The following is an 18,460-nucleotide window of genomic DNA, read 5'->3' on the forward strand; positions in this document are numbered from 1 at the left end:
GCAAGCTACGTTTGCCGGTCTTGGTGCGCCATCCGATTTACTATAATAACTATAATTTAGCAGCCTATGCTTTTGATTTAAAACCTTCCGCTTGGTCGATTATTGGATTTTCGGATCACAGAAATTTTTCCTAATAAGTTGAACACTTTGACTCGTATGTCATAGCGAAAAAACCGCTTAGTTGTTTTAGTTATTAATTATTTCTATCACTTCTTTAATTGTTATTATCCGGATGGTTAACCTTACAAACCTAAAGATTTATTTGCCGACAAGATATCGGACTGACACTGGCTAAAGCACAAGGGAATTCGTACCGCGATGACGACTCAGGCTCCTCCAACTTCATTACTCCCGCTTTCGCCGGAGCAACTGGCCCGCTTACAGGCGGCGGTCGGCGAGTTTTCGCCAACGCAAATGGCGTGGCTGTCCGGGTATTTTTGGGGCATGGTCAATCAACAGCCGAACGTGCCTGCTCATGGGGTTGCAGAGCCGGAAACGCCGTGTATTACTCTGATTTCTGCGTCTCAAACCGGTAATGCGCGTCGTTTGGCCGAACAGTTGCGTGACGATCTGTTGGCAGCAAAACTAAAGGTTAATCTGGTTAATGCGGGCGACTACAAGTTTAAACAGATTGCTCAGGAGCGCCTGTTAGTCATTGTCGCCTCGACTCAAGGAGAAGGTGAGCCCGCGGAAGAAGCGGTAGCGCTGCACAAATTTCTGCTATCCAAAAAGGCGCCTAAACTGACGGAAACCGCGTTTGCGGTCTTTGGATTGGGCGATACCTCTTACGAGTATTTCTGCAAGGCGGGTAAGGATTTTGATACGCGTCTGGCCGAATTAGGCGCAGAACGTTTGTTGGAACGTGTGGATGCCGATGTGGAATATCAGGCGCAGGCTGAACAGTGGCGGCAGCAGGTGGTGACTGTTTTACAAGCTCGCGCTCCGGCACAATCTGCCAGCGCAGCGGCGCAGACGCTAAGCGGTGCTGTGGATGAAATGACCAGCAGCCCGTATAGCAAAACTACGCCACTTACCGCACAGTTGGCGATGAACCAGAAAATCACCGGGCGAGATTCGGAAAAAGACGTACGCCATATAGAAATAGATTTAGGTGAATCCGGTTTGCGCTACCAGCCGGGGGACGCACTGGGCGTGTGGTATGAAAACGATCCGGCGTTGGTGGACGAGCTAGTCGAGTTACTGTGGCTAAAAGGCGATGAGCCGGTCACGGTGGAGGGGCAAACTTTGCCACTGCCACTGGCGCAGGCGCTGCGCTTGCACTTTGAACTGACGCAAAATACCACGGTGATTGTTGATAAATATGCCGCGCTTTCTCGCGATGAGAAACTGATTGCTCTGTTGGCGGATAAAAGCAAGTTACAGCATTACGCTCATAGCACGCCGATCGTCGATATGGTGCGTCAGGCACCGGCGGATCTGAACGCCGATCAGCTGATTGCTTTGTTACGTCCACTCACCCCACGTTTGTATTCCATAGCTTCATCTCAGGCGGAAAATGAAACCGAAGTGCATATCACCGTTGGAGTCGTGCGCTATGACATCGATGGTCGTCCACGCAGCGGCGGTGCGTCTGGCTTCCTGGCCGATCGCTTGGAAATCGATGGCGATATTCGGGTCTTTATCGAACATAACGATAATTTCCGTTTGCCCGCTAACCCAGAAACGCCAGTCATTATGATTGGGCCGGGCACCGGTATCGCGCCTTTCCGCGCATTTATGCAACAGCGCGATGCCGAAGGTGCCAGTGGGAAAAACTGGTTGTTCTTTGGCAATCCACACTTTACCGATGATTTTCTCTATCAGGTCGAGTGGCAGCGTTATGTCAAAGAAGGTTTGCTTACCCATATCGATCTGGCCTGGTCGCGGGATCAATCGGAAAAAATATACGTACAAGACAAACTGCGCGAAAAAGGTGCAGAACTGTGGCGCTGGATACAACAAGGTGCTCATATTTACGTCTGCGGCGATGCCAATCGCATGGCTAAAGACGTCGAGAAAACTTTACTGGACGTGGTGGCTGAGCACGGTGCGATGGATGCCGAGCAAGCTGACGAATTTTTAAGTGAGCTGCGCTTTGCGCGCCGTTATCAGCGAGATGTGTACTGATGAATGATAAACACCCTGGACCATTGGTTGTGACTGGTCAATTGTCTGACGGCGAGCGGATGAAATCCCAGAGCAATTACCTGCGTGGCACTATTGCCGAGGATTTACATAACGGTCTGACCGGTGGTTTTTCCGGCGATAACTTCCTGTTAATTCGTTTTCATGGAATGTATCAGCAGGATGATCGTGATATTCGCGCTGAGCGAGCGGAGCAAAAATTGGAACCTCGCCATGCCATGATGCTACGTTGCCGCCTGCCGGGGGGGATTATCACGCCACAGCAATGGCTGGGCATTGATAAATTCGCGACGGACAACACGCTGTACGGCAGCATTCGTATTACCAACCGTCAGACTTTTCAGTTTCACGGTATTCTGAAAGGAAACGTTAAACCGGCTCATCAGCTATTGAATCAGTTAGGTTTAGATGCATTGGCGACGGCCAACGATGTAAACCGCAACGTACTCTGTACCTCTAATCCGGTAGAGTCTGAACTGCATCAGGAGGCCTACGAGTGGGCGAAAAGGATTTCCGAGCATTTATTGCCACGTACTCGAGCCTACGCCGAGATTTGGCTGGATGCGGAGAAAGTGGCAACCACCGATGAAGAGCCGATTCTGGGTGCAACTTATTTGCCGAGAAAATTTAAAACCACGGTAGTTATTCCTCCGCAAAATGATGTTGATTTGCATGCTAACGATTTGAACTTCGTTGCGGTGGCGGATAAAGGTAAATTAATCGGTTTTAACGTGTTGGTTGGTGGCGGACTGTCCATTGCGCACGGTGATAAAAATACTTACCCACGTAAAGCCAGCGATTTTGGTTTTATCCCGTTGGCGCACACGCTGGCGGTAGCTGAAGCCGTGGTAACCACCCAGCGGGATTGGGGGAATCGTACCGATCGTAAAAATGCGAAAACCAAATATACGCTAGAGCGCGTCGGCGTGGATGTGTTTAAGGCAGAAGTGGAAAAACGCGCTGGAATTAGCTTTGCACCGACCAAACCCTATGAATTTACGGGTCGGGGCGATCGCATCGGCTGGGTGAAAGGCATTGATAAAAAGTGGCATTTGACGCTGTTTATTGAGAATGGTCGCCTGCTGGATTATCCAGATCGTAGCCTGAAAACCGGCGTGGCTGAGATCGCTAAAATTCATCAGGGAGATTTTCGCTTAACCGCTAATCAAAACCTGATTGTAGCGGGCGTACCGGAGAAAGAAAAAGATCGCATTGAGGCGCTGGCACGTCAGCATGGGCTGATGGATAGCAACGTTAGCCGCCAACGAGAAAACTCGATGGCCTGCGTTTCATTCCCTACCTGTCCGTTGGCGATGGCGGAAGCAGAACGTTTCATGCCGGAGTTTGTCACGAAAATTGAAGGCATTCTGCACAAACATCATTTATCTGATGAATATATCGTGATGCGCGTCACCGGCTGCCCAAATGGTTGCGGTCGCGCTCTACTGGCAGAAATCGGATTAGTGGGTAAAGCGGTAGGCCGCTATAACCTGCATTTGGGCGGCAATCGTGAAGGTACGCGTATTCCGCGCATGTATCGTGAAAACATTACCGCCGATGAGATTCTGGCAATTACCGATGAATTAGTTGGCCGTTGGGCCAAAGAGCGTGATACCAACGAAGGCTTCGGGGATTTTATTATTCGCGCTGGTGTAATAAAGCCGGTTATTGATTCAGCCCGTGACTTTTACGAATGGCAGGGGGCGGTGTGAGCCAGTTTAATCTCAATGAATTAAATGCCTTACCCAAGGCCGAGCAGGCAGCGGCACTCGCGCTGGTTAACGGTCAGTTGGAAGTGCTTTCCGCACAGGACCGCGTGAGTTGGGCATTGGAGAATTTACCGGGTGAATACGTTTTGTCATCCAGTTTTGGTATTCAAGCGGCGGTATGCCTGCATTTGGTGACGCGCCAGCGGCCAGATATTCCGGTTATTCTGACGGACACAGGCTACCTGTTTCCCGAAACCTATCGGTTTATTGACGAATTAGCCGAGAAACTGCAGCTCAATCTGCAGGTATTTCGTGCTGAACACAGCCCAGCGTGGCAGGAAGCGCGCTATGGCAAACTGTGGGAGCAGGGCGTAGAAGGTATTGAGCGTTACAATGAGTTGAATAAAGTGGAGCCGATGAATCGCGCGTTGGAAACGCTGGGAGCGCAAACCTGGTTTGCAGGCCTACGGCGCGAGCAGTCAGGCAGTCGGGCCAAATTACCGGTATTGGCCTTACAGCGTGGAGTATTCAAGCTACTGCCGATTATCGACTGGGATAATCGCCGTATTTATCAATATCTGACCGAGCATGGCCTGAATTACCACCCGTTATGGGAACAGGGCTATTTATCCGTTGGAGATACTCATACAACCCGTAAATGGGAACCCGGCATGAGTGAAGAAGAAACGCGCTTTTTCGGTTTGAAACGGGAATGCGGGCTTCACGAAAGCTAGAACCAGCTTTTTCCTCTGCAATCGCATTGGGAGCCTTGGTGCTCCCAATGTCTTGGTGGCTAACCAGTTAAATGCAATGGTTAGCAGCGTAGCCTATTAAAATATAACGTCATTTTTTCATTAACATTTTCGTCGACGTTCGTTACAGACGATTATTCACTCTGCTTATCTAATTAACCGCTGATTTTCTCTCTGGCTAACGCTGCCAGAAAGTGGCTGCGATTTTTATAGTTATGGCTGATTTAATAAATCTATCGATTGTCGTCAGCAAATTTTGCGGCATGGTCAAATTGAACTATACCGCTTTGCTTTCGTATTGTGTCGGCTCGATTTCGATGAAACCTAATACGTCGCCGCTCTAGGTTAAACGCGAATCTTTAATATAGCGCTGCGGATTTTTGGGGGGTGTAGGTAAGGGAAAGCCATCATCCATCAAGGCTTCAACTTGAATTGCAAAGGTTTTTTCCGCGTTGGCGGTTGTCATACCCCTAAACAGCCTTTCCTTAGATGGTATACCCAGAACGAATTTATACGCGGGGAATACAAAAAGGGCGCTCATAATGAGCACCCCGTTGGTACTTATCGGACTTTTTAATCAGATTGCGAATGACTTCCCACTAAAATGATTATTTATTTGCTCCGGCTAGCTCTTTTACCAGCGGCAGCAGGATTTTGACGCTATCCCGCGAACGTTTGGCAATCCTGCCGGGCAAGTGATGATCGAGATAATTCAGATTATCCCACTGACTCTGGTGGCGGGTTTCCCCCAATGGAAAATGGGGGCTGATAGCACGTTGTTGGCAACCGTCTTTTTTGCCTAACTGATAGTTGGTGGCTTCGACGGAAAGCACTGAAATGCCCGATTTATCAAAGGCATTCTGATCGGCGCGACAGTGAGGCTCTGGCGTGTTTTCCGGGCGACTCGCCGCTGGGATTCCGGCATTGCGCGCTAACGTCAGGGCGCGATCGCGGCTTTTCGCTGCGAAGCTTTTAGCATCATGCTGGCCGGGGTTGAAATACAAACGATCGCCGGTAATCAAACTGTCTAAGGTGATGACCAGCAAGGTGTTTTCTTTTTCCTCTGCGCTCATGCGTTTCAGATAGTTTGCTGCACCCTGAGCGCCGACTTCTTCAGCGCTTAAAGCGACAAAACGCAAGCTATAACGGGTCGGAATGTCTTTCAACCGCTCCGCCAGTTCAAGCATCACACCGACGCCAGAGGCATTGTCATCCACGCCTTGCAGCGTCAGGCCGCCTAGGTTTTTATCCAAATCCTGATCGCTATGAGGCGTGTAAGTATCAAAGTGGGCCATGATCACCACTTGCTGCGGCTCGCGACCACCGTGGGCGGCAATGACCGAAGTGGCACTGAGGTTGCGCCAACTCTGCTTGCCGTTTTTACTGGTGTAAAGATAGCGGGTATTGAAAACCCGCAAATTGGTCTGGTAACCCATGGTTTCAAATTGCTGGTTAAGATAATCGGCGGCGAGCAATTCGGCAGGGCTACCGGCCATACGTCCAGGGAAGTAGGTGGCAATATGGCGAGTTTGTTGCTCGGCTATTTTCCCTAACGGCTCACTTTTAGCCGCTGCGGCCGCCGCATTCAGTGGGAATACAGTGCTAAAACAAAGCGTAACAATCGCCAGTTTCAGGTGAAGGCGGGAAAACATACCTAAATATCCTTTTATAGAGTCGTAATCGCGCAGTTTGGCATGGATAACGCTGCGCTATGCGGGGCTTAGTATGAGACTGTCCGCGCGATTAGACAATTTGTATGGTTCCTAATTATCAGAATTTTTTATGTCTAAATCAGGAATGTCATTCGACGCTATAAGTGAGCTTGCCTCTGCAAGGCCGATTGCATCGGCTTTATATCATTACGGAACTTGTAATTACTTTTCGTCATTTCATAAGGTCATACCCCGCCCCTATAGTCACCTTACGCTTTATCATGTAATCGAAGGCCGCTGTGGATTATCTACCAATATTTGCCGACTTGAAACAACGCCCGGTTCTGGTCGTTGGCGGCGGCGAAATCGCTGCGCGAAAAATAGATTTGCTTCATCGCGCGGGCGCTCAGATCCGGGTAGTGGCGCAGGCGCTTTCTTCCGAACTTCAGCAACAGCATGACGCGGGAAAAATTTGCTGGGTGGCAGATATTTTTGCGCCAGAACAGCTGGACGAGGTTTTTCTGGTGATTGCCGCCACTAATGACAACGCTTTGAATGCGGCGGTATTCGCTGCTGCGGATCAGCGGCGGATTCTGGCTAATGTGGTGGACGATCAGCCGCGTTGTTCGTTTATTTTTCCTTCTATTGTCGATCGTTCTCCGTTGGTGGTGGCTATTTCATCCAGCGGTCAGGCGCCGGTTCTGGCACGAATACTACGCGAACAGCTGGAAGCCCTGCTGCCCGCGAGTCTGGGTGACATGGCTGCCGTGGCGGGTCGCTGGCGTGCGAGAGTTAAACAGCGGCTCACGTCGATGAGCGCTCGTCGTCGTTTTTGGGAAAAGGCTTTTACCGGTCGGTTTGCCAGCCTGATGGCCAGTGGACAATCGACGCTGGCAGAAAGTGAGCTGGAGCTCTCCCTGATAGAGCCGCAAAGGGAAAGCGGCGAAGTGGCGTTGGTTGGCGCAGGCCCAGGTGATGCGGGTTTACTCACCTTACGTGGTCTGCAGGTTATTCAGCAGGCGGATGTCGTGCTATATGACCATTTAGTCAGCCCCGAAGTGCTGGACTTAGTTCGGCGCGATGCGGATCGCATTTGCGTGGGTAAACGGGCGGGCGCTCACTCCGTAGCGCAGGAGGAAACCAATCGCTTGCTGGTGGAACTCGCTCAGCAGGGCAAACGGGTTGTGCGTTTGAAAGGCGGCGATCCCTTTATTTTTGGCCGCGGGGGCGAAGAACTTCAGGTAGTCGCCGCCGCCGGTATTCCGTTTCAGGTTGTACCGGGAGTAACGGCCGCCGCCGGAGCAACGGCTTATGCGGGGATTCCGTTAACCCATAGGGATCACGCCCAAAGTGTCACTTTTATTACCGGTCATTGTCGGGTAGACGGTGACGGGCTGGATTGGTCAACGCTGGCGCGTGGGCGTCAGACTTTGGCTATTTATATGGGAACGGTCAAAGCAGCTGAAATCAGTCAGCAATTGATCGCACACGGTCGGTCGGCGCAGACGCCGGTAGCGGTTATTGGCCGTGGAACCCGCGCTGACCAACAGGTATTGATTGGCACGTTGGATCAACTGGACACATTAGCGCATCAGGCTCCGGCGCCAGCATTGTTGGTGATTGGAGAAGTGGTGGATTTACACCACCAGATAGCCTGGTTTGGGCAACAACCGCAGACTGAACGGCCGCTTAGGTCGTCAATCGTGAATTTGGCATAAAGGATCTGTTATGGACGAAAAACGACTCACTCACTTGCGGCAATTGGAGGCGGAGAGCATCCATATCATCCGTGAAGTGGCCGCCGAATTCGGGAATCCGGTGATGCTTTATTCCATCGGTAAAGATTCCTCGGTGATGTTGCATCTGGCGCGCAAAGCCTTCTTCCCCGGTAATTTGCCTTTCCCACTGCTACATGTCGATACCGGCTGGAAATTCCGCGAGATGTATGAATTTCGCGATCGCACCGCCAAAGATTTTGGCTGCGAGTTGTTGGTGCATAAAAACCCGGAAGGGGTGGCGATGGGGATAAATCCCTTTGTTCACGGCAGTGCCAAGCACACCGACATGATGAAAACCGAAGGGTTAAAGCAGGCTCTTAACCAATATGGCTTTGATGCCGCTTTCGGCGGGGCGCGCCGTGACGAGGAGAAATCCCGAGCTAAAGAGCGTATTTATTCGTTCCGCGACCGTTTCCATCGCTGGGACCCTAAAAACCAGCGCCCTGAGCTGTGGCATAACTATAACGGCCAGATTAATAAGGGTGAAAGCATTCGCGTTTTCCCACTATCCAACTGGACTGAACTGGATATCTGGCAGTATATCTTTTTGGAAAACATCGACATTGTGCCACTGTATCTGGCGAAGCCTCGCCCGGTTATCGAGCGGGATGGCATGTTGCTGATGGTGGATGACGATCGTATCGATCTGCAACCGGGTGAAATGATCGCGCAGAAAATGGTGCGCTTCCGCACGTTGGGCTGCTGGCCGTTGACCGGTGCGGTGGAATCGCAGGCGGAAACATTGCCGGCGATTATTGAAGAAATGTTGATATCAACTACCAGCGAACGTCAGGGTCGAATGATCGACCGCGATCAATCCGGCTCCATGGAGCTTAAAAAGCGTCAGGGATATTTCTAAGGAGCGGCCCGATGAGCAACATGATTCTACAAAATACGGCGATGGCACAACAAATTGCCGATGAAGGCGGCGTAGAGGCCTATTTGCACGCGCAGCAGCATAAAACTCTACTGCGTTTCCTGACCTGCGGCAGCGTGGACGACGGGAAAAGTACCCTGATAGGTCGTTTGCTACACGATACTCGTCAGATTTATGAAGACCAATTAACGACGCTGCATACCGATAGCAAGCGCATTGGTACGCAGGGTGAAAAACTGGATCTGGCGCTGCTGGTTGATGGTTTACAGGCCGAACGGGAGCAGGGCATTACTATTGATGTGGCTTACCGCTATTTCTCGACGGAAAAACGGAAGTTTATTATCGCGGATACGCCGGGGCATGAGCAGTACACCCGTAATATGGCGACCGGCGCATCAACCTGCAATCTGGCGATTTTGCTGATCGATGCGCGTAAAGGCGTATTGGATCAAACTCGTCGTCACAGTTTTATCGCCACTCTGTTGGGGATCCGTCATTTGGTGGTGGCGGTGAATAAAATGGATTTGGTGGATTATCAGCAGTCGGTTTTCGAGCAATTCAAAAACGATTACCTGAGTTTTGCCGAACAATTGCCGACGGATCTGAATATCAAATTTGTTCCGCTGTCAGCATTGGACGGCGATAACGTAGCGACGCCAAGTGAGAAAATGGCCTGGTACACCGGCCCCACGCTGCTGGACGTATTAGAAACCGTGGATGTGGTGAACGCCAGTCGCCAGCAGCCTCTGCGTTTTCCGGTGCAGTATGTGAATCGCCCTAATCTGGATTTTCGCGGTTATTCCGGCACCTTGTCCGCCGGTGTGGTGCGCGTGGGTCAGAAAATCAAAGTGTTGCCTTCTGGAGTTGAATCCACAGTAGCCAGAATTGTGACTTTCGATGGCGATTTGCAGCAGGGCATTCCCGGCGAAGCTATCACACTGGTTTTGGCTGACGAAGTGGATATTAGCCGTGGCGATTTACTGGTGGATGCCGATGAAACGCTAAAACCGGCGCAGAATGCGCTGGTAGACGTGGTCTGGATGGCGGAGCAGCCTCTGGTGGTCGGGCAAAGTTACGACATCAAAGTGGCGGGCAAAAAAACGCGTGCTCGGGTGGAGAATATTCAGTATCAGGTGGAAATTAACAGCCTGACTCAGCGAGTGGTAGAAAGTCTGCCTCTAAACGGGATAGGGCTGGTTGAACTGGCCTTTGACGAACCGTTGGTGTTGGATAGCTATCAGCGCAACCGCGATACCGGGGGAATGATATTTATCGATCGGTTGAGTAACGTCACGGTTGGCGCAGGGCTGATTCGGGAAACGCTGGAGTCGGTTTATCAGGAAACCAGTCAGTTTAGCGCTTTTGAGCTGGAATTAAATGCTCTGGTACGTCGCCACTACCCTCACTGGGGTGCGCGCGATCTATTGGGAGGAAAGTAGTTTGCCTGCTCATTCTTTGCATTCTGATAACCAGCACACTTTGCCTGCGGATGTGCCAGCGGATGAGAATGTCGTCTGGCATTCCCATGCGGTAACCCGGCAGGATCGCGAAAGGAAAAATGGTCACCGAGGCGCGGTGCTGTGGTTTACCGGTTTATCCGGTTCGGGTAAATCGACGTTGGCTGGTGCGCTGGAACAGGAGTTGTTCCGGCGTGGGATCCGCACCTATTTATTGGACGGCGATAATGTTCGTCATGGGTTATGTCGGGATTTAGGTTTTTCCGATACCGATCGACGGGAAAACATTCGGCGTGTTGGTGAAGTGGCAAAGCTGATGGTTGACGCTGGGCTGGTGGTCTTGTCCGCCTTTATTTCGCCTCATCGCGCAGAACGGCAAATGGTGCAGGAAATGTTAGACAACGGCCAGTTCATCGAGGTTTTTGTCGATACGCCTCTTGCCATTTGTGAGGCTCGCGATCCAAAAGGGTTATACAAAAAGGCTCGCGCCGGTGAGCTGAAAAACTTTACCGGAATAGATTCAGTTTATGAATCTCCAATGGCACCTGATATTCATCTGAAAGGAGATCGGCCTTTGGCGCAGTTAGTTGAGCAATTACTGGAACAACTTTCGGTAAAAGCCATTATCAGCTAAGCAACGAAGGTTTATTGGCAGGAAAGGGGCGACTTTGCAGGCCCCTTTTATCAATCTTTTTATCGCCTGTTACCCCCGGATTAGGCAGAAACGCTAAGCAGCTCGCTTTTCATCATGGCATTCAGGTGACGCAGGATTTCATCCTCGGAGAAATGAAGCTCCGGAAATTGTGTCATTCCATCCAGACCGCACACCAGACCTATTAATCGCCAGGCAATATTGCCGCTGTCATCACCCGAACGAAACTCACCGCTCTCTCGGCCGCTATTAATGACGGCTACCGTGGCTTGATGCCAATTGGACATCGATTGGGTATAGGCGAGCCGGATGGCATCGTCGCGCTCGGCCAGCAGACTCACCTCATTCCACAGCCGGGTTTCTCTTTTTCCCGCGTCATCTTGCGGATAACCCAGCACCAGCAGCAAGCGCTCAACCGCCGGATGATTTTGGCAGGCTATAGCAAAGGTGGCGAGTGATTGCTGAACCAGCAGCAGGAAAGCATCGGCTCGCAGTTGAGAGACAGACGCAAAATGGTGGTGAACCTGACCTACCGCCACCTCGGCTTCATTTGCTACGCGGCGCACCGTGGTAGCGGCCATTCCTTCTGCCATGGCCACCCGCACGGCAGCATTCAAAATACTGCTATGCCGCTCTTCGCGATTCAAATATGCCAAGGATGCTCCTTTGCTCTCATTCTGAGATGAATTAACAGTTTGGTATGTAGGGGAATTATGCAGAGAATTGGACTGATGTTCAACATTTCGCTACAATCGCATATTGAACGCGTGTTCAACATTAAATTCTGCCTTATTTGAGTCTCTCATTATGTCTAAGAAATGGACTATTTTTTGCGTTATCATTTTGATGTACCTCCCGATTTCTATTGATGCCACCGTCTTGCATGTGGCTGCGCCTCGCCTTGGATTGGCTTTGTCGGCAACGGGGAGTGAATTGCTGTGGATTATCGATATCTATTCTTTGGTGATGGCTTGTTTGCTGTTACCTATGGGGGCTTTGGGCGACCGCATCGGTTTTAAACGGCTGGCTCTGATTGGCTCCGTGCTATTTGGACTATCGTCGCTGGCCGCTGCCTTGGCCGATTCGGTGGGAACGCTGATCGCTGCTCGCGCCTCTTTGGCTATTGGGGCCGCCATGATTCTGCCCGCCACTTTATCTGCGGTTCGGCATATTTTCACCGATGAGCGCGAGCGAGCGCTGGCATTGGGAATCTGGGTGGCGGTAGGTACCGCTGGTGCCGCTATGGGACCATTAGTGGGCGGAGTGCTGCTGGAATACTTCTATTGGGGCTCGGTCTTTATGATTAACGTGCCGATAGTCGCGGTGGTGGTATTGGCGACCTGTTTCCTGATCCCAGACCAGCCTGGTCGCAGAACGCAAAGCTGGACGTTGGCACCGGCCTTGGTATTGACCACGGCAATATTATTACTGGTTTATGCGGCTAAAAGCGGGCTGCGCGGCAATGGCGATTTACTCGGCACCTCGCTAACCGCAGCGATTGGTGGCGTTATCCTGTACGGTTTTATCCGGCATCAGCTTTCATCACCTTCGCCGATGATTGATTTTCGACTGATTGGTCAGAGGGTGATTGCCGTCGGTATGATTATGGCGCTGACCGCGATGATCACCTTGGTTGGTTTCGAATTGTTACTGACGCAGGAACTGCAATTTGTATTAGGGAAAACGCCGCTCGAAGCCGGTCTTTTCCTGTTGCCGCTGATGATTGCAAGTGGCCTAAGCGGCCCTCTGGCCGGTTGGCTGGTGGCAACGTTAGGTTTGCGTTTAGTCGCCACTCTGGGCATAGCCTTAAGTGCCGTTAGCTTCTTTGGATTGGCAATGACGGATTTCTCCTACCAAATCTATCAGGCGTGGGGCTGGATGGCGTTGCTCGGTTGCAGTATTGAAATCTCGTTGCTGGCTTCTACTGCCGCTATCATGAGCGCTGCGCCGCCGGAAAAAGCCGGTGCCGCCGGAGCGGTTGAAGGCATGGCATATGAGCTGGGCGCGGGTTTAGGCGTCGCGCTATTTGGTCTTTTGTTATCGCGGTTGTATATGGCTTCGGTGGTATTGCCGGAAGATTTGCCTGCGAATCTGGCAGAGCAGGCCAGCGCTTCTATTAGCGAAGCGATGCAGGTTATCAGCGAACTGGGTGGGGAGCAGGGCGAGCGAATGTTTGCCAGCGCCAGTCAGGCATTTTCGACCTCGCATAGTCTGGTATTAAGCATCGCTAGCGGCATCTTGATTTTACTCACCGCAGTGGTCTGGTACAGCATGCCGAGAAAAGAATCCGAGGCTAAATTGATAAATATATCAAAACACTAATGATAGAAAGAGGCGAAGATATCGCCTCTTTTTTTGCCCGTAGGCTACTGATGTCTTCGTTGTTCCCCGCGCTCCAACACTGCTATTGACTATTCGCTTGAATGACGAACAATTAGTAACATATTTGATTGAACAATTGTTAGACGTACTGCGTGAGAGAGCTATTATCAAATCCTGAATGTACCCTCGGCCAAGCGCCTACAGAGCGCGCCGTTAAAGAATACCCTTAGGGATTTTTATGCAGAATGTCACCCAAATTATTGTGAGCAAACAGCGAGAAAGGGAGGAACCGTCGCACTCCTTTCTCGGCGGAACCGCCGGTTTTACCTTTTACTGGCTAGCTTTCGCCATTCCATTTCTAGTCTACGGGCCAAACACCGTTTTCTTCCTGCTTTATACTTGGCCGTTTTTTCTGGCGTTAATGCCGGTTTCGGTATTAATCGGCGTCGCCTTAAGTATGTTGCTGCGCGGTAATGTGCTATTTACCCTCGGTGGGACGGGCATTGCGGTGATATGCCTGTTTTGGATGCTGTTCTCTTTCCTCACCGGATGGTAAAACGACTGGCGGGTGCTCGCGGCGAAAATTATCGCCAGAATGCCCCTATGACCTTTTTAATCCTAAGCTTCCATTGTGTTTTTCCTCTTGCTTTCCTCGCTTATTACCCGTTATTTTTACGCACTTTTTCCCTTTTCCCTCGCGGAAAAGTAGGTGTAAAGGTAAGGCAAAATGAAAAGTAAAAGCCGATTTAGCAGTTTTTCCGGCTAAGAAACTCACGGAGGAAAGGGAATCTATGACGACTGTCGCTAGTATAGCGTCCCAATAATTGCCGTTGTTTTGCAGATTTGCGTGGTATTTTTGCCAGAAATCGTCCTTAATCTTAAACTCTGGGGCATTTTCCCACTCAGAGTGGAGTCCGACGAAAAGTTGTGGGATGATTAGTCAGTTTTTCAGGGGGCGGAGATGGGAAAACTTACGCTACTATTGTTGGTTTTGCTTGGCTGGTTACAGTATTCGCTGTGGCTGGGTAAGAATGGTGTTCATGATTTTGTCCGCGTGCAAAATGACGTTGCGGCCCAAGAGGGTAACAACGGCAAACTAAAGGCGCGGAACGATCAGCTATTTGCTGAAATTGATGATTTAAACGGTGGTCAAGAGGCGATCGAAGAACGCGCACGTAACGAGTTGGGCATGATTAAGCCCGGTGAAAGTTTCTATCGTTTGGTTCCTGACCAATCCAGACGTAATGCGGGTATCCCTTCGACACAAAATAACGCGCAACAATAAATAATGAGTAACTTCGCAGGTTCCCTTCCTGAAGTCATTGCTGTATTGCCGGCTGCTGGAATAGGCAGTCGTATGCAAGCCGATTGCCCTAAGCAATATTTAACCGTGGGCGGCAAAACAATACTAGAACACGCTATTGATGCCTTGCTGCGCCATCCGCTAATTCAGCGGATTATTGTAGTAATAAGCCCAAATGATGAACAGTTCGATCGGTTGCCGATTGCCAATGACTCTCGCGTTAGCCGGGTTTATGGCGGCGCGCAGCGTGCCGATTCGGTTCTGGCTGGCCTGATGAGCGCCGGAACGCCTGACTGGGTGCTGGTTCACGATGCTGCCCGCCCTTGCCTGCATCAGGACGATTTAAGCAATCTTTTGGCAATTATTGGTCACACTAAAATCGGTGGATTGCTGGCGACCCCGGTGCGAGACACCATGAAGCGCGGTGAATGCGGGATTGAAGCAGTGGCACATACGGTCGATCGTCAGGATCTCTGGCACGCGCTAACGCCGCAGCTGTTTCCATTCGAATTGCTGAAAACCTGCCTGAGCCATGCGTTACGTGAAGGTGCAACGGTAACTGATGAAGCCTCCGCTCTGGAGCACTGTGGCTATCACCCGTTACTGGTGAGTGGCCGTTCAGATAATATTAAAGTCACGCGCCCGGAAGATCTGGCGCTGGCCGAGTTTTACATTACCCGGCTCTATAATAAGGAATGCACATAATGCGAATTGGTCATGGTTTTGATGTACATAAATTCGGCGGTGAAGGCCCGATAATCATCGGTGGCGTGCGCATTCCTTATTCGCAGGGCCTGCTGGCTCATTCCGATGGTGATGTCGCTCTCCATGCTGCAACTGATGCACTGTTAGGCGCTGCCGCATTGGGTGATATCGGCAAACTCTTTCCTGATACCGATCCCGCCTTTAAAGGTGCTGACAGCCGAGCTCTGTTGCGTGAAGCTTACCGCCGCATCCTTGAAAAAGGCTATCAGCTTGGCAATCTGGATATCACCATTATTGCCCAGTCCCCGAAAATGGCTCCCCATATTCCGCAAATGCGCGTGAATTTGGCGGAAGATCTGCAATGCCATATGGATGACGTTAATGTGAAAGCCACCACCACGGAAAAACTGGGTTTCACCGGTCGCGGTGAGGGAATTGCCTGTGAAGCCGTGGCGCTGTTGGTAAAGAGAGAAAAGCAGTAATGGACATGGAAAATCTAACATGGCTGCACGGCCAACCTAAAGCCTGCGGCGTGTTGAAAGCAAATCCTGAAGATTTCGTGGTGGTAGAGGATTTAGGGTTCGAACCCGACGGTGAAGGTGAGCATCTGTTGGTGCGTATTCGTAAAAACGGCTGTAATACCCAATTTGTTGCCGATTATTTATCCCGTTTCGCCGGTATTCATCCGCGTTTAGTGAGCTATGCTGGCTTAAAAGACCGTCATGCGGTGACCGAGCAATGGTTCTGCCTGCACTTGCCAGGTAAAGAAACGCCGAATATGCAGGATTTTCAGCTGGAAGGCTGCGAAGTGTTGGAAGCGGTGCGTCAAAAGCGAAAATTGCGCATCGGTTCTCTCAAAGGTAACGCTTTCACTCTGGTGTTACGCGATATCAGCGACCAGCAGGACGTTGAGGCTCGCTTAAATCTGATTGCTGCTCAGGGCGTTCCCAATTACTTTGGTAGTCAACGCTTTGGCCGCGGTGGCAATAATCTGGTGCAGGCTCGCCGTTGGTCGAATAATGAAATTCGGGTAAAAGAACGCAGTAAGCGTAGCTTTTATCTGTCTGCTAGTCGCAGTGCCATGTTTAATCTGATTGCCAGCACGCGTTTGGCTCAAAACAGCGCCATGCAGGTGCTGGAGGGGGATGCATTGCAGCTGAGCGGCCGTGGTAGCTGGTTTGTCGCACAGGCGGAGGAGCTGGAGTCTTTGCAGCAGCGTTTGGATGCCGGAGAGCTAAATGTCACTGCGCCGCTGCCGGGAGACGGCGATTTAGGCACTCAAGGCGCAGCTTTGGCCTTTGAGCAAAACTGTTTGGCGGATCAAACCGAACTGCTTTCGCTGTTGAAACGTGAACGTGTGGAAGGTGCGCGCCGCGCCATCTTGCTGCGTCCACAGGAAATGAGTTGGGACTGGTGGGATGAGGTTACCCTTGAGCTGCGCTTCTGGCTGCCTGCCGGTAGTTTTGCTACCAGCGTAGTCAGAGAAATCATGAATCTGGATAACGGCGATGCTGCGGATCTTACTGAGTAACGACGATGGCATTGCTGCTCCGGGGATTCAAACGCTGGCTGCGGCATTGCGTGAGTTTGCTCAAGTGCAGATTGTTGCACCGGATCGCAATCGCAGCGGTGCCTCTAACTCGCTGACGCTGGATTCCGCGTTGCGAACGACCACATTGTCAAACGGCGATATTGCTGTACAACACGGTACGCCGACGGATTGTGTTTATCTTGGCGTGAATGCACTGATGCGACCGCGTCCGGATATCGTAGTTTCAGGTATCAATGCTGGCCCGAATTTAGGGGATGACGTGATTTATTCCGGAACCGTTGCGGCGGCGATGGAAGGACGGCATTTGGGTTTTCCTGCGTTGGCAGTTTCGCTAAACGGCCATCAGCATTATGATACAGCGGCGGCGGTAACCTGCCGCTTGCTGCGCGCTTTACAGAGCGCTCCACTGCGTACCGGCAAAATTCTTAATGTGAATGTGCCTGATTTACCGTTAAATGAAATTAAAGGTATCAAGGTCACTCGCTGCGGCAGTCGGCACCCAGCCGAAACAGTCATTTGCCAGCAAGACCCAAGAGGGCAAGATATTTATTGGATTGGGCCGCCGGGTGACAAATGTGATGCAGGGCCGGATACTGATTTTAGCGCTGTGGAACAGGGATATGTTTCAGTGACGCCGCTTCAGGTTGATTTAACCGCCTATGCGGCTCAAGACGTAGTCAAAACCTGGTTAGCCAGGACTGAGGTTGACGGGGAATGGTAAATAAATCCATGCAAACCTTACTGCTACAGTTACAACAGCAAGGTATTCGTGATGAGCGCCTGTTACAGGCGATTGAAGCTGTACCACGGGAGCGCTTTGTGGACGAAGCGCTCGCGCATAAGGCCTATGAGAATACCGCTCTGCCAATTGGTTCAGGGCAAACCATTTCTCAACCTTATATGGTGGCGCGGATGACAGAATTGCTGCAACTGACGCCAACATCGAAAGTATTAGAGATTGGTACCGGTTCGGGTTATCAAACTGCAATTCTAGCGCATTTGGTTGAACACGTGTGCTCAGTTGAACGAATCAAAGGGCTACAATGGCAGGCTAAGCGCCGCCTAAAGTTGTTGGATCTGCACAATGTTTCTACCCGCCACGGCGACGGTTGGCAGGGATGGGCATCGCGCGGGCCATTTGATGCGATCATTGTGACGGCGGCACCGCCAGAGATTCCAGAAGCATTATTGCAGCAGCTTGAAAACGGTGGGAGATTAGTTCTGCCCGTCGGTGAACAGGCGCAAACGTTAAAATATGTGCAGCGTAGGGATCACGAGTTCTTTATTGAAACGGTGGAGGCAGTTCGTTTTGTTCCGTTGGTGAAAGGGGAACTGGCCTGACAATTTTTTAAATCGCGTATTTAATCCCAGCCTATTTATTCCGGCCGGGAACCCATTGGGTTAGCGCGATATGTAAATTATACGAGATTACGGTAGGGCAGAGGTGGTGCAATTTGTACCCAAGGTGCTGCATCTTATTTCTTCTGCGTTTGACCTTATTATTCAAGGCGCGCAGAGGAACCTTTCATCATTAGAAAAATGAGTGAAACATTGAC

17 protein-coding genes and 2 pseudogenes are annotated in these 18,460 nt (G+C 51.0%); 16 read left to right on the plus strand and 3 right to left on the minus strand.

Translation table 11 applies throughout. The annotated features are described in order from the left end of the window. Nucleotides 1-318: 318 nt before the first annotated feature. Genes cysJ through PL78_RS14420 form a run of 3 tightly spaced genes read left to right on the plus strand, consistent with a single transcriptional unit; the run spans nt 319 to nt 4,588 of the window. Nucleotides 319-2,127 (plus strand): NADPH-dependent assimilatory sulfite reductase flavoprotein subunit, encoded by a 1,809-nt coding sequence (cysJ, locus tag PL78_RS14410; RefSeq protein ID WP_064516532.1) that lies wholly within the window; start codon nt 319-321, stop codon nt 2,125-2,127. Then, on the plus strand, nt 2,127-3,857 hold the full coding sequence (cysI, locus tag PL78_RS14415; protein ID WP_064516534.1) for an assimilatory sulfite reductase (NADPH) hemoprotein subunit: 1,731 nt from the start codon (nt 2,127-2,129) through the stop codon (nt 3,855-3,857). The genes cysJ and cysI overlap by 1 nt, the downstream gene beginning before the upstream one ends. Further along, on the plus strand, nt 3,854-4,588 hold the full coding sequence (locus PL78_RS14420) for a phosphoadenylyl-sulfate reductase (protein WP_064516536.1): 735 nt from the start codon (nt 3,854-3,856) through the stop codon (nt 4,586-4,588). The genes cysI and PL78_RS14420 overlap by 4 nt, the downstream gene beginning before the upstream one ends. Nucleotides 4,589-4,761: 173 nt before the next feature. On the opposite strand, the pseudogene PL78_RS20805 reads toward PL78_RS14420, so the two are convergent. Both PL78_RS20805 and PL78_RS14425 read right to left on the minus strand, forming a co-directional pair. Continuing rightward, nucleotides 4,762-5,081: pseudogene (locus PL78_RS20805) on the minus strand (type II toxin-antitoxin system HicB family antitoxin); the annotation flags it as partial. 133 nt (nt 5,082-5,214) lie between these two features. Then, nucleotides 5,215-6,258 carry an aminopeptidase gene (locus PL78_RS14425; protein WP_064516538.1) on the minus strand — a complete coding sequence of 348 codons (1,044 nt, stop codon included), beginning with the start codon at nt 6,256-6,258 and terminating at the stop codon, nt 5,215-5,217. Between the two features lie 299 nt (nt 6,259-6,557). Here PL78_RS14425 and cysG point away from each other — a divergent pair, with 299 nt between their 5' ends. Genes cysG through cysC form a run of 4 tightly spaced genes read left to right on the plus strand, consistent with a single transcriptional unit; the run spans nt 6,558 to nt 11,004 of the window. Beyond that, on the plus strand, nt 6,558-7,976 hold the full coding sequence (gene cysG / locus PL78_RS14430; protein ID WP_064516540.1) for a siroheme synthase CysG: 1,419 nt from the start codon (nt 6,558-6,560) through the stop codon (nt 7,974-7,976). A gap of 10 nt (nt 7,977-7,986) precedes the next feature. After that, on the plus strand, nt 7,987-8,895 hold the full coding sequence (cysD, locus tag PL78_RS14435; protein ID WP_064516542.1) for a sulfate adenylyltransferase subunit CysD: 909 nt from the start codon (nt 7,987-7,989) through the stop codon (nt 8,893-8,895). Between the two features lie 20 nt (nt 8,896-8,915). After that, a complete protein-coding gene (gene cysN / locus PL78_RS14440; protein WP_128821837.1) occupies nt 8,916-10,352 on the plus strand; it encodes a sulfate adenylyltransferase subunit CysN in 1,437 nt (478 codons plus the stop codon). Nucleotide 10,353: 1 nt separating this feature from the next. Next, on the plus strand, nt 10,354-11,004 hold the full coding sequence (gene cysC, locus PL78_RS14445; protein ID WP_064516546.1) for an adenylyl-sulfate kinase: 651 nt from the start codon (nt 10,354-10,356) through the stop codon (nt 11,002-11,004). An 80-nt stretch (nt 11,005-11,084) separates the two neighbouring features. Here cysC and PL78_RS14450 read toward each other — a convergent pair whose 3' ends face one another. Beyond that, a complete protein-coding gene (locus PL78_RS14450) occupies nt 11,085-11,678 on the minus strand; it encodes a TetR family transcriptional regulator (RefSeq protein ID WP_064516548.1) in 594 nt (197 codons plus the stop codon). 151 nt (nt 11,679-11,829) lie between these two features. Here PL78_RS14450 and PL78_RS14455 point away from each other — a divergent pair, with 151 nt between their 5' ends. The 9 genes and pseudogenes from PL78_RS14455 (at nt 11,830) to PL78_RS14490 (ending at nt 18,245) form a co-directional block, all read left to right on the plus strand. Beyond that, nucleotides 11,830-13,344, plus strand: coding sequence for an MFS transporter (locus PL78_RS14455; protein WP_064516550.1), 1,515 nt, complete (start codon nt 11,830-11,832; stop codon nt 13,342-13,344). A gap of 52 nt (nt 13,345-13,396) precedes the next feature. Further along, nucleotides 13,397-13,522 (plus strand): annotated as a pseudogene (locus PL78_RS21100) (adenylyl-sulfate kinase); the annotation flags it as partial. Nucleotides 13,523-13,582: 60 nt separating this feature from the next. Continuing rightward, nucleotides 13,583-13,900, plus strand: a complete 318-nt coding sequence (locus PL78_RS14460) for a DUF3561 family protein (RefSeq protein ID WP_064516552.1) — start codon at nt 13,583-13,585, stop codon at nt 13,898-13,900. 405 nt (nt 13,901-14,305) lie between these two features. Further along, a complete protein-coding gene (gene ftsB, locus PL78_RS14465) occupies nt 14,306-14,629 on the plus strand; it encodes a cell division protein FtsB (RefSeq protein ID WP_049601218.1) in 324 nt (107 codons plus the stop codon). A gap of 3 nt (nt 14,630-14,632) precedes the next feature. Further along, a complete protein-coding gene (gene ispD / locus PL78_RS14470) occupies nt 14,633-15,352 on the plus strand; it encodes a 2-C-methyl-D-erythritol 4-phosphate cytidylyltransferase (protein ID WP_064516554.1) in 720 nt (239 codons plus the stop codon). Next, nucleotides 15,352-15,834, plus strand: a complete 483-nt coding sequence (gene ispF, locus PL78_RS14475; RefSeq protein WP_064516556.1) for a 2-C-methyl-D-erythritol 2,4-cyclodiphosphate synthase — start codon at nt 15,352-15,354, stop codon at nt 15,832-15,834. Before ispD ends, ispF begins: the two co-directional genes overlap by 1 nt. Beyond that, the gene (gene truD, locus PL78_RS14480) at nt 15,834-16,883 is read left to right on the plus strand and encodes a tRNA pseudouridine(13) synthase TruD (RefSeq protein WP_064516558.1); all 1,050 of its coding nucleotides are present in this window, start codon (nt 15,834-15,836) and stop codon (nt 16,881-16,883) included. The genes ispF and truD overlap by 1 nt, the downstream gene beginning before the upstream one ends. Next, nucleotides 16,861-17,625, plus strand: coding sequence for a 5'/3'-nucleotidase SurE (gene surE, locus PL78_RS14485; protein ID WP_064516560.1), 765 nt, complete (start codon nt 16,861-16,863; stop codon nt 17,623-17,625). Before truD ends, surE begins: the two co-directional genes overlap by 23 nt. After that, on the plus strand, nt 17,619-18,245 hold the full coding sequence (locus PL78_RS14490; protein WP_064516562.1) for a protein-L-isoaspartate(D-aspartate) O-methyltransferase: 627 nt from the start codon (nt 17,619-17,621) through the stop codon (nt 18,243-18,245). The genes surE and PL78_RS14490 overlap by 7 nt, the downstream gene beginning before the upstream one ends. Nucleotides 18,246-18,460: the final 215 nt, after the last annotated feature.

The organism is Yersinia entomophaga (genome assembly GCF_001656035.1).
Lineage (GTDB): Bacteria > Pseudomonadota > Gammaproteobacteria > Enterobacterales > Enterobacteriaceae > Yersinia > Yersinia entomophaga.

Coding starts and splice junctions, on each gene's coding strand:
- ftsB (WP_049601218.1), top strand. CDS start 14,306: ATGGGAAAACTTACGCTACTATTGTTGGTTTTGCTTGGCTGGTTACAG.
- PL78_RS14490 (WP_064516562.1), top strand. CDS start 17,619: ATGGTAAATAAATCCATGCAAACCTTACTGCTACAGTTACAACAGCAA.
- truD (WP_064516558.1), top strand. CDS start 15,834: ATGGACATGGAAAATCTAACATGGCTGCACGGCCAACCTAAAGCCTGC.
- surE (WP_064516560.1), top strand. CDS start 16,861: ATGCTGCGGATCTTACTGAGTAACGACGATGGCATTGCTGCTCCGGGG.
- ispD (WP_064516554.1), top strand. CDS start 14,633: ATGAGTAACTTCGCAGGTTCCCTTCCTGAAGTCATTGCTGTATTGCCG.
- cysJ (WP_064516532.1), top strand. CDS start 319: ATGACGACTCAGGCTCCTCCAACTTCATTACTCCCGCTTTCGCCGGAG.
- cysN (WP_128821837.1), top strand. CDS start 8,916: ATGATTCTACAAAATACGGCGATGGCACAACAAATTGCCGATGAAGGC.
- cysI (WP_064516534.1), top strand. CDS start 2,127: ATGAATGATAAACACCCTGGACCATTGGTTGTGACTGGTCAATTGTCT.
- PL78_RS14460 (WP_064516552.1), top strand. CDS start 13,583: ATGCAGAATGTCACCCAAATTATTGTGAGCAAACAGCGAGAAAGGGAG.
- PL78_RS14455 (WP_064516550.1), top strand. CDS start 11,830: ATGTCTAAGAAATGGACTATTTTTTGCGTTATCATTTTGATGTACCTC.
- ispF (WP_064516556.1), top strand. CDS start 15,352: ATGCGAATTGGTCATGGTTTTGATGTACATAAATTCGGCGGTGAAGGC.
- cysD (WP_064516542.1), top strand. CDS start 7,987: ATGGACGAAAAACGACTCACTCACTTGCGGCAATTGGAGGCGGAGAGC.
- PL78_RS14425 (WP_064516538.1), bottom strand. CDS start 6,258: ATGTTTTCCCGCCTTCACCTGAAACTGGCGATTGTTACGCTTTGTTTT.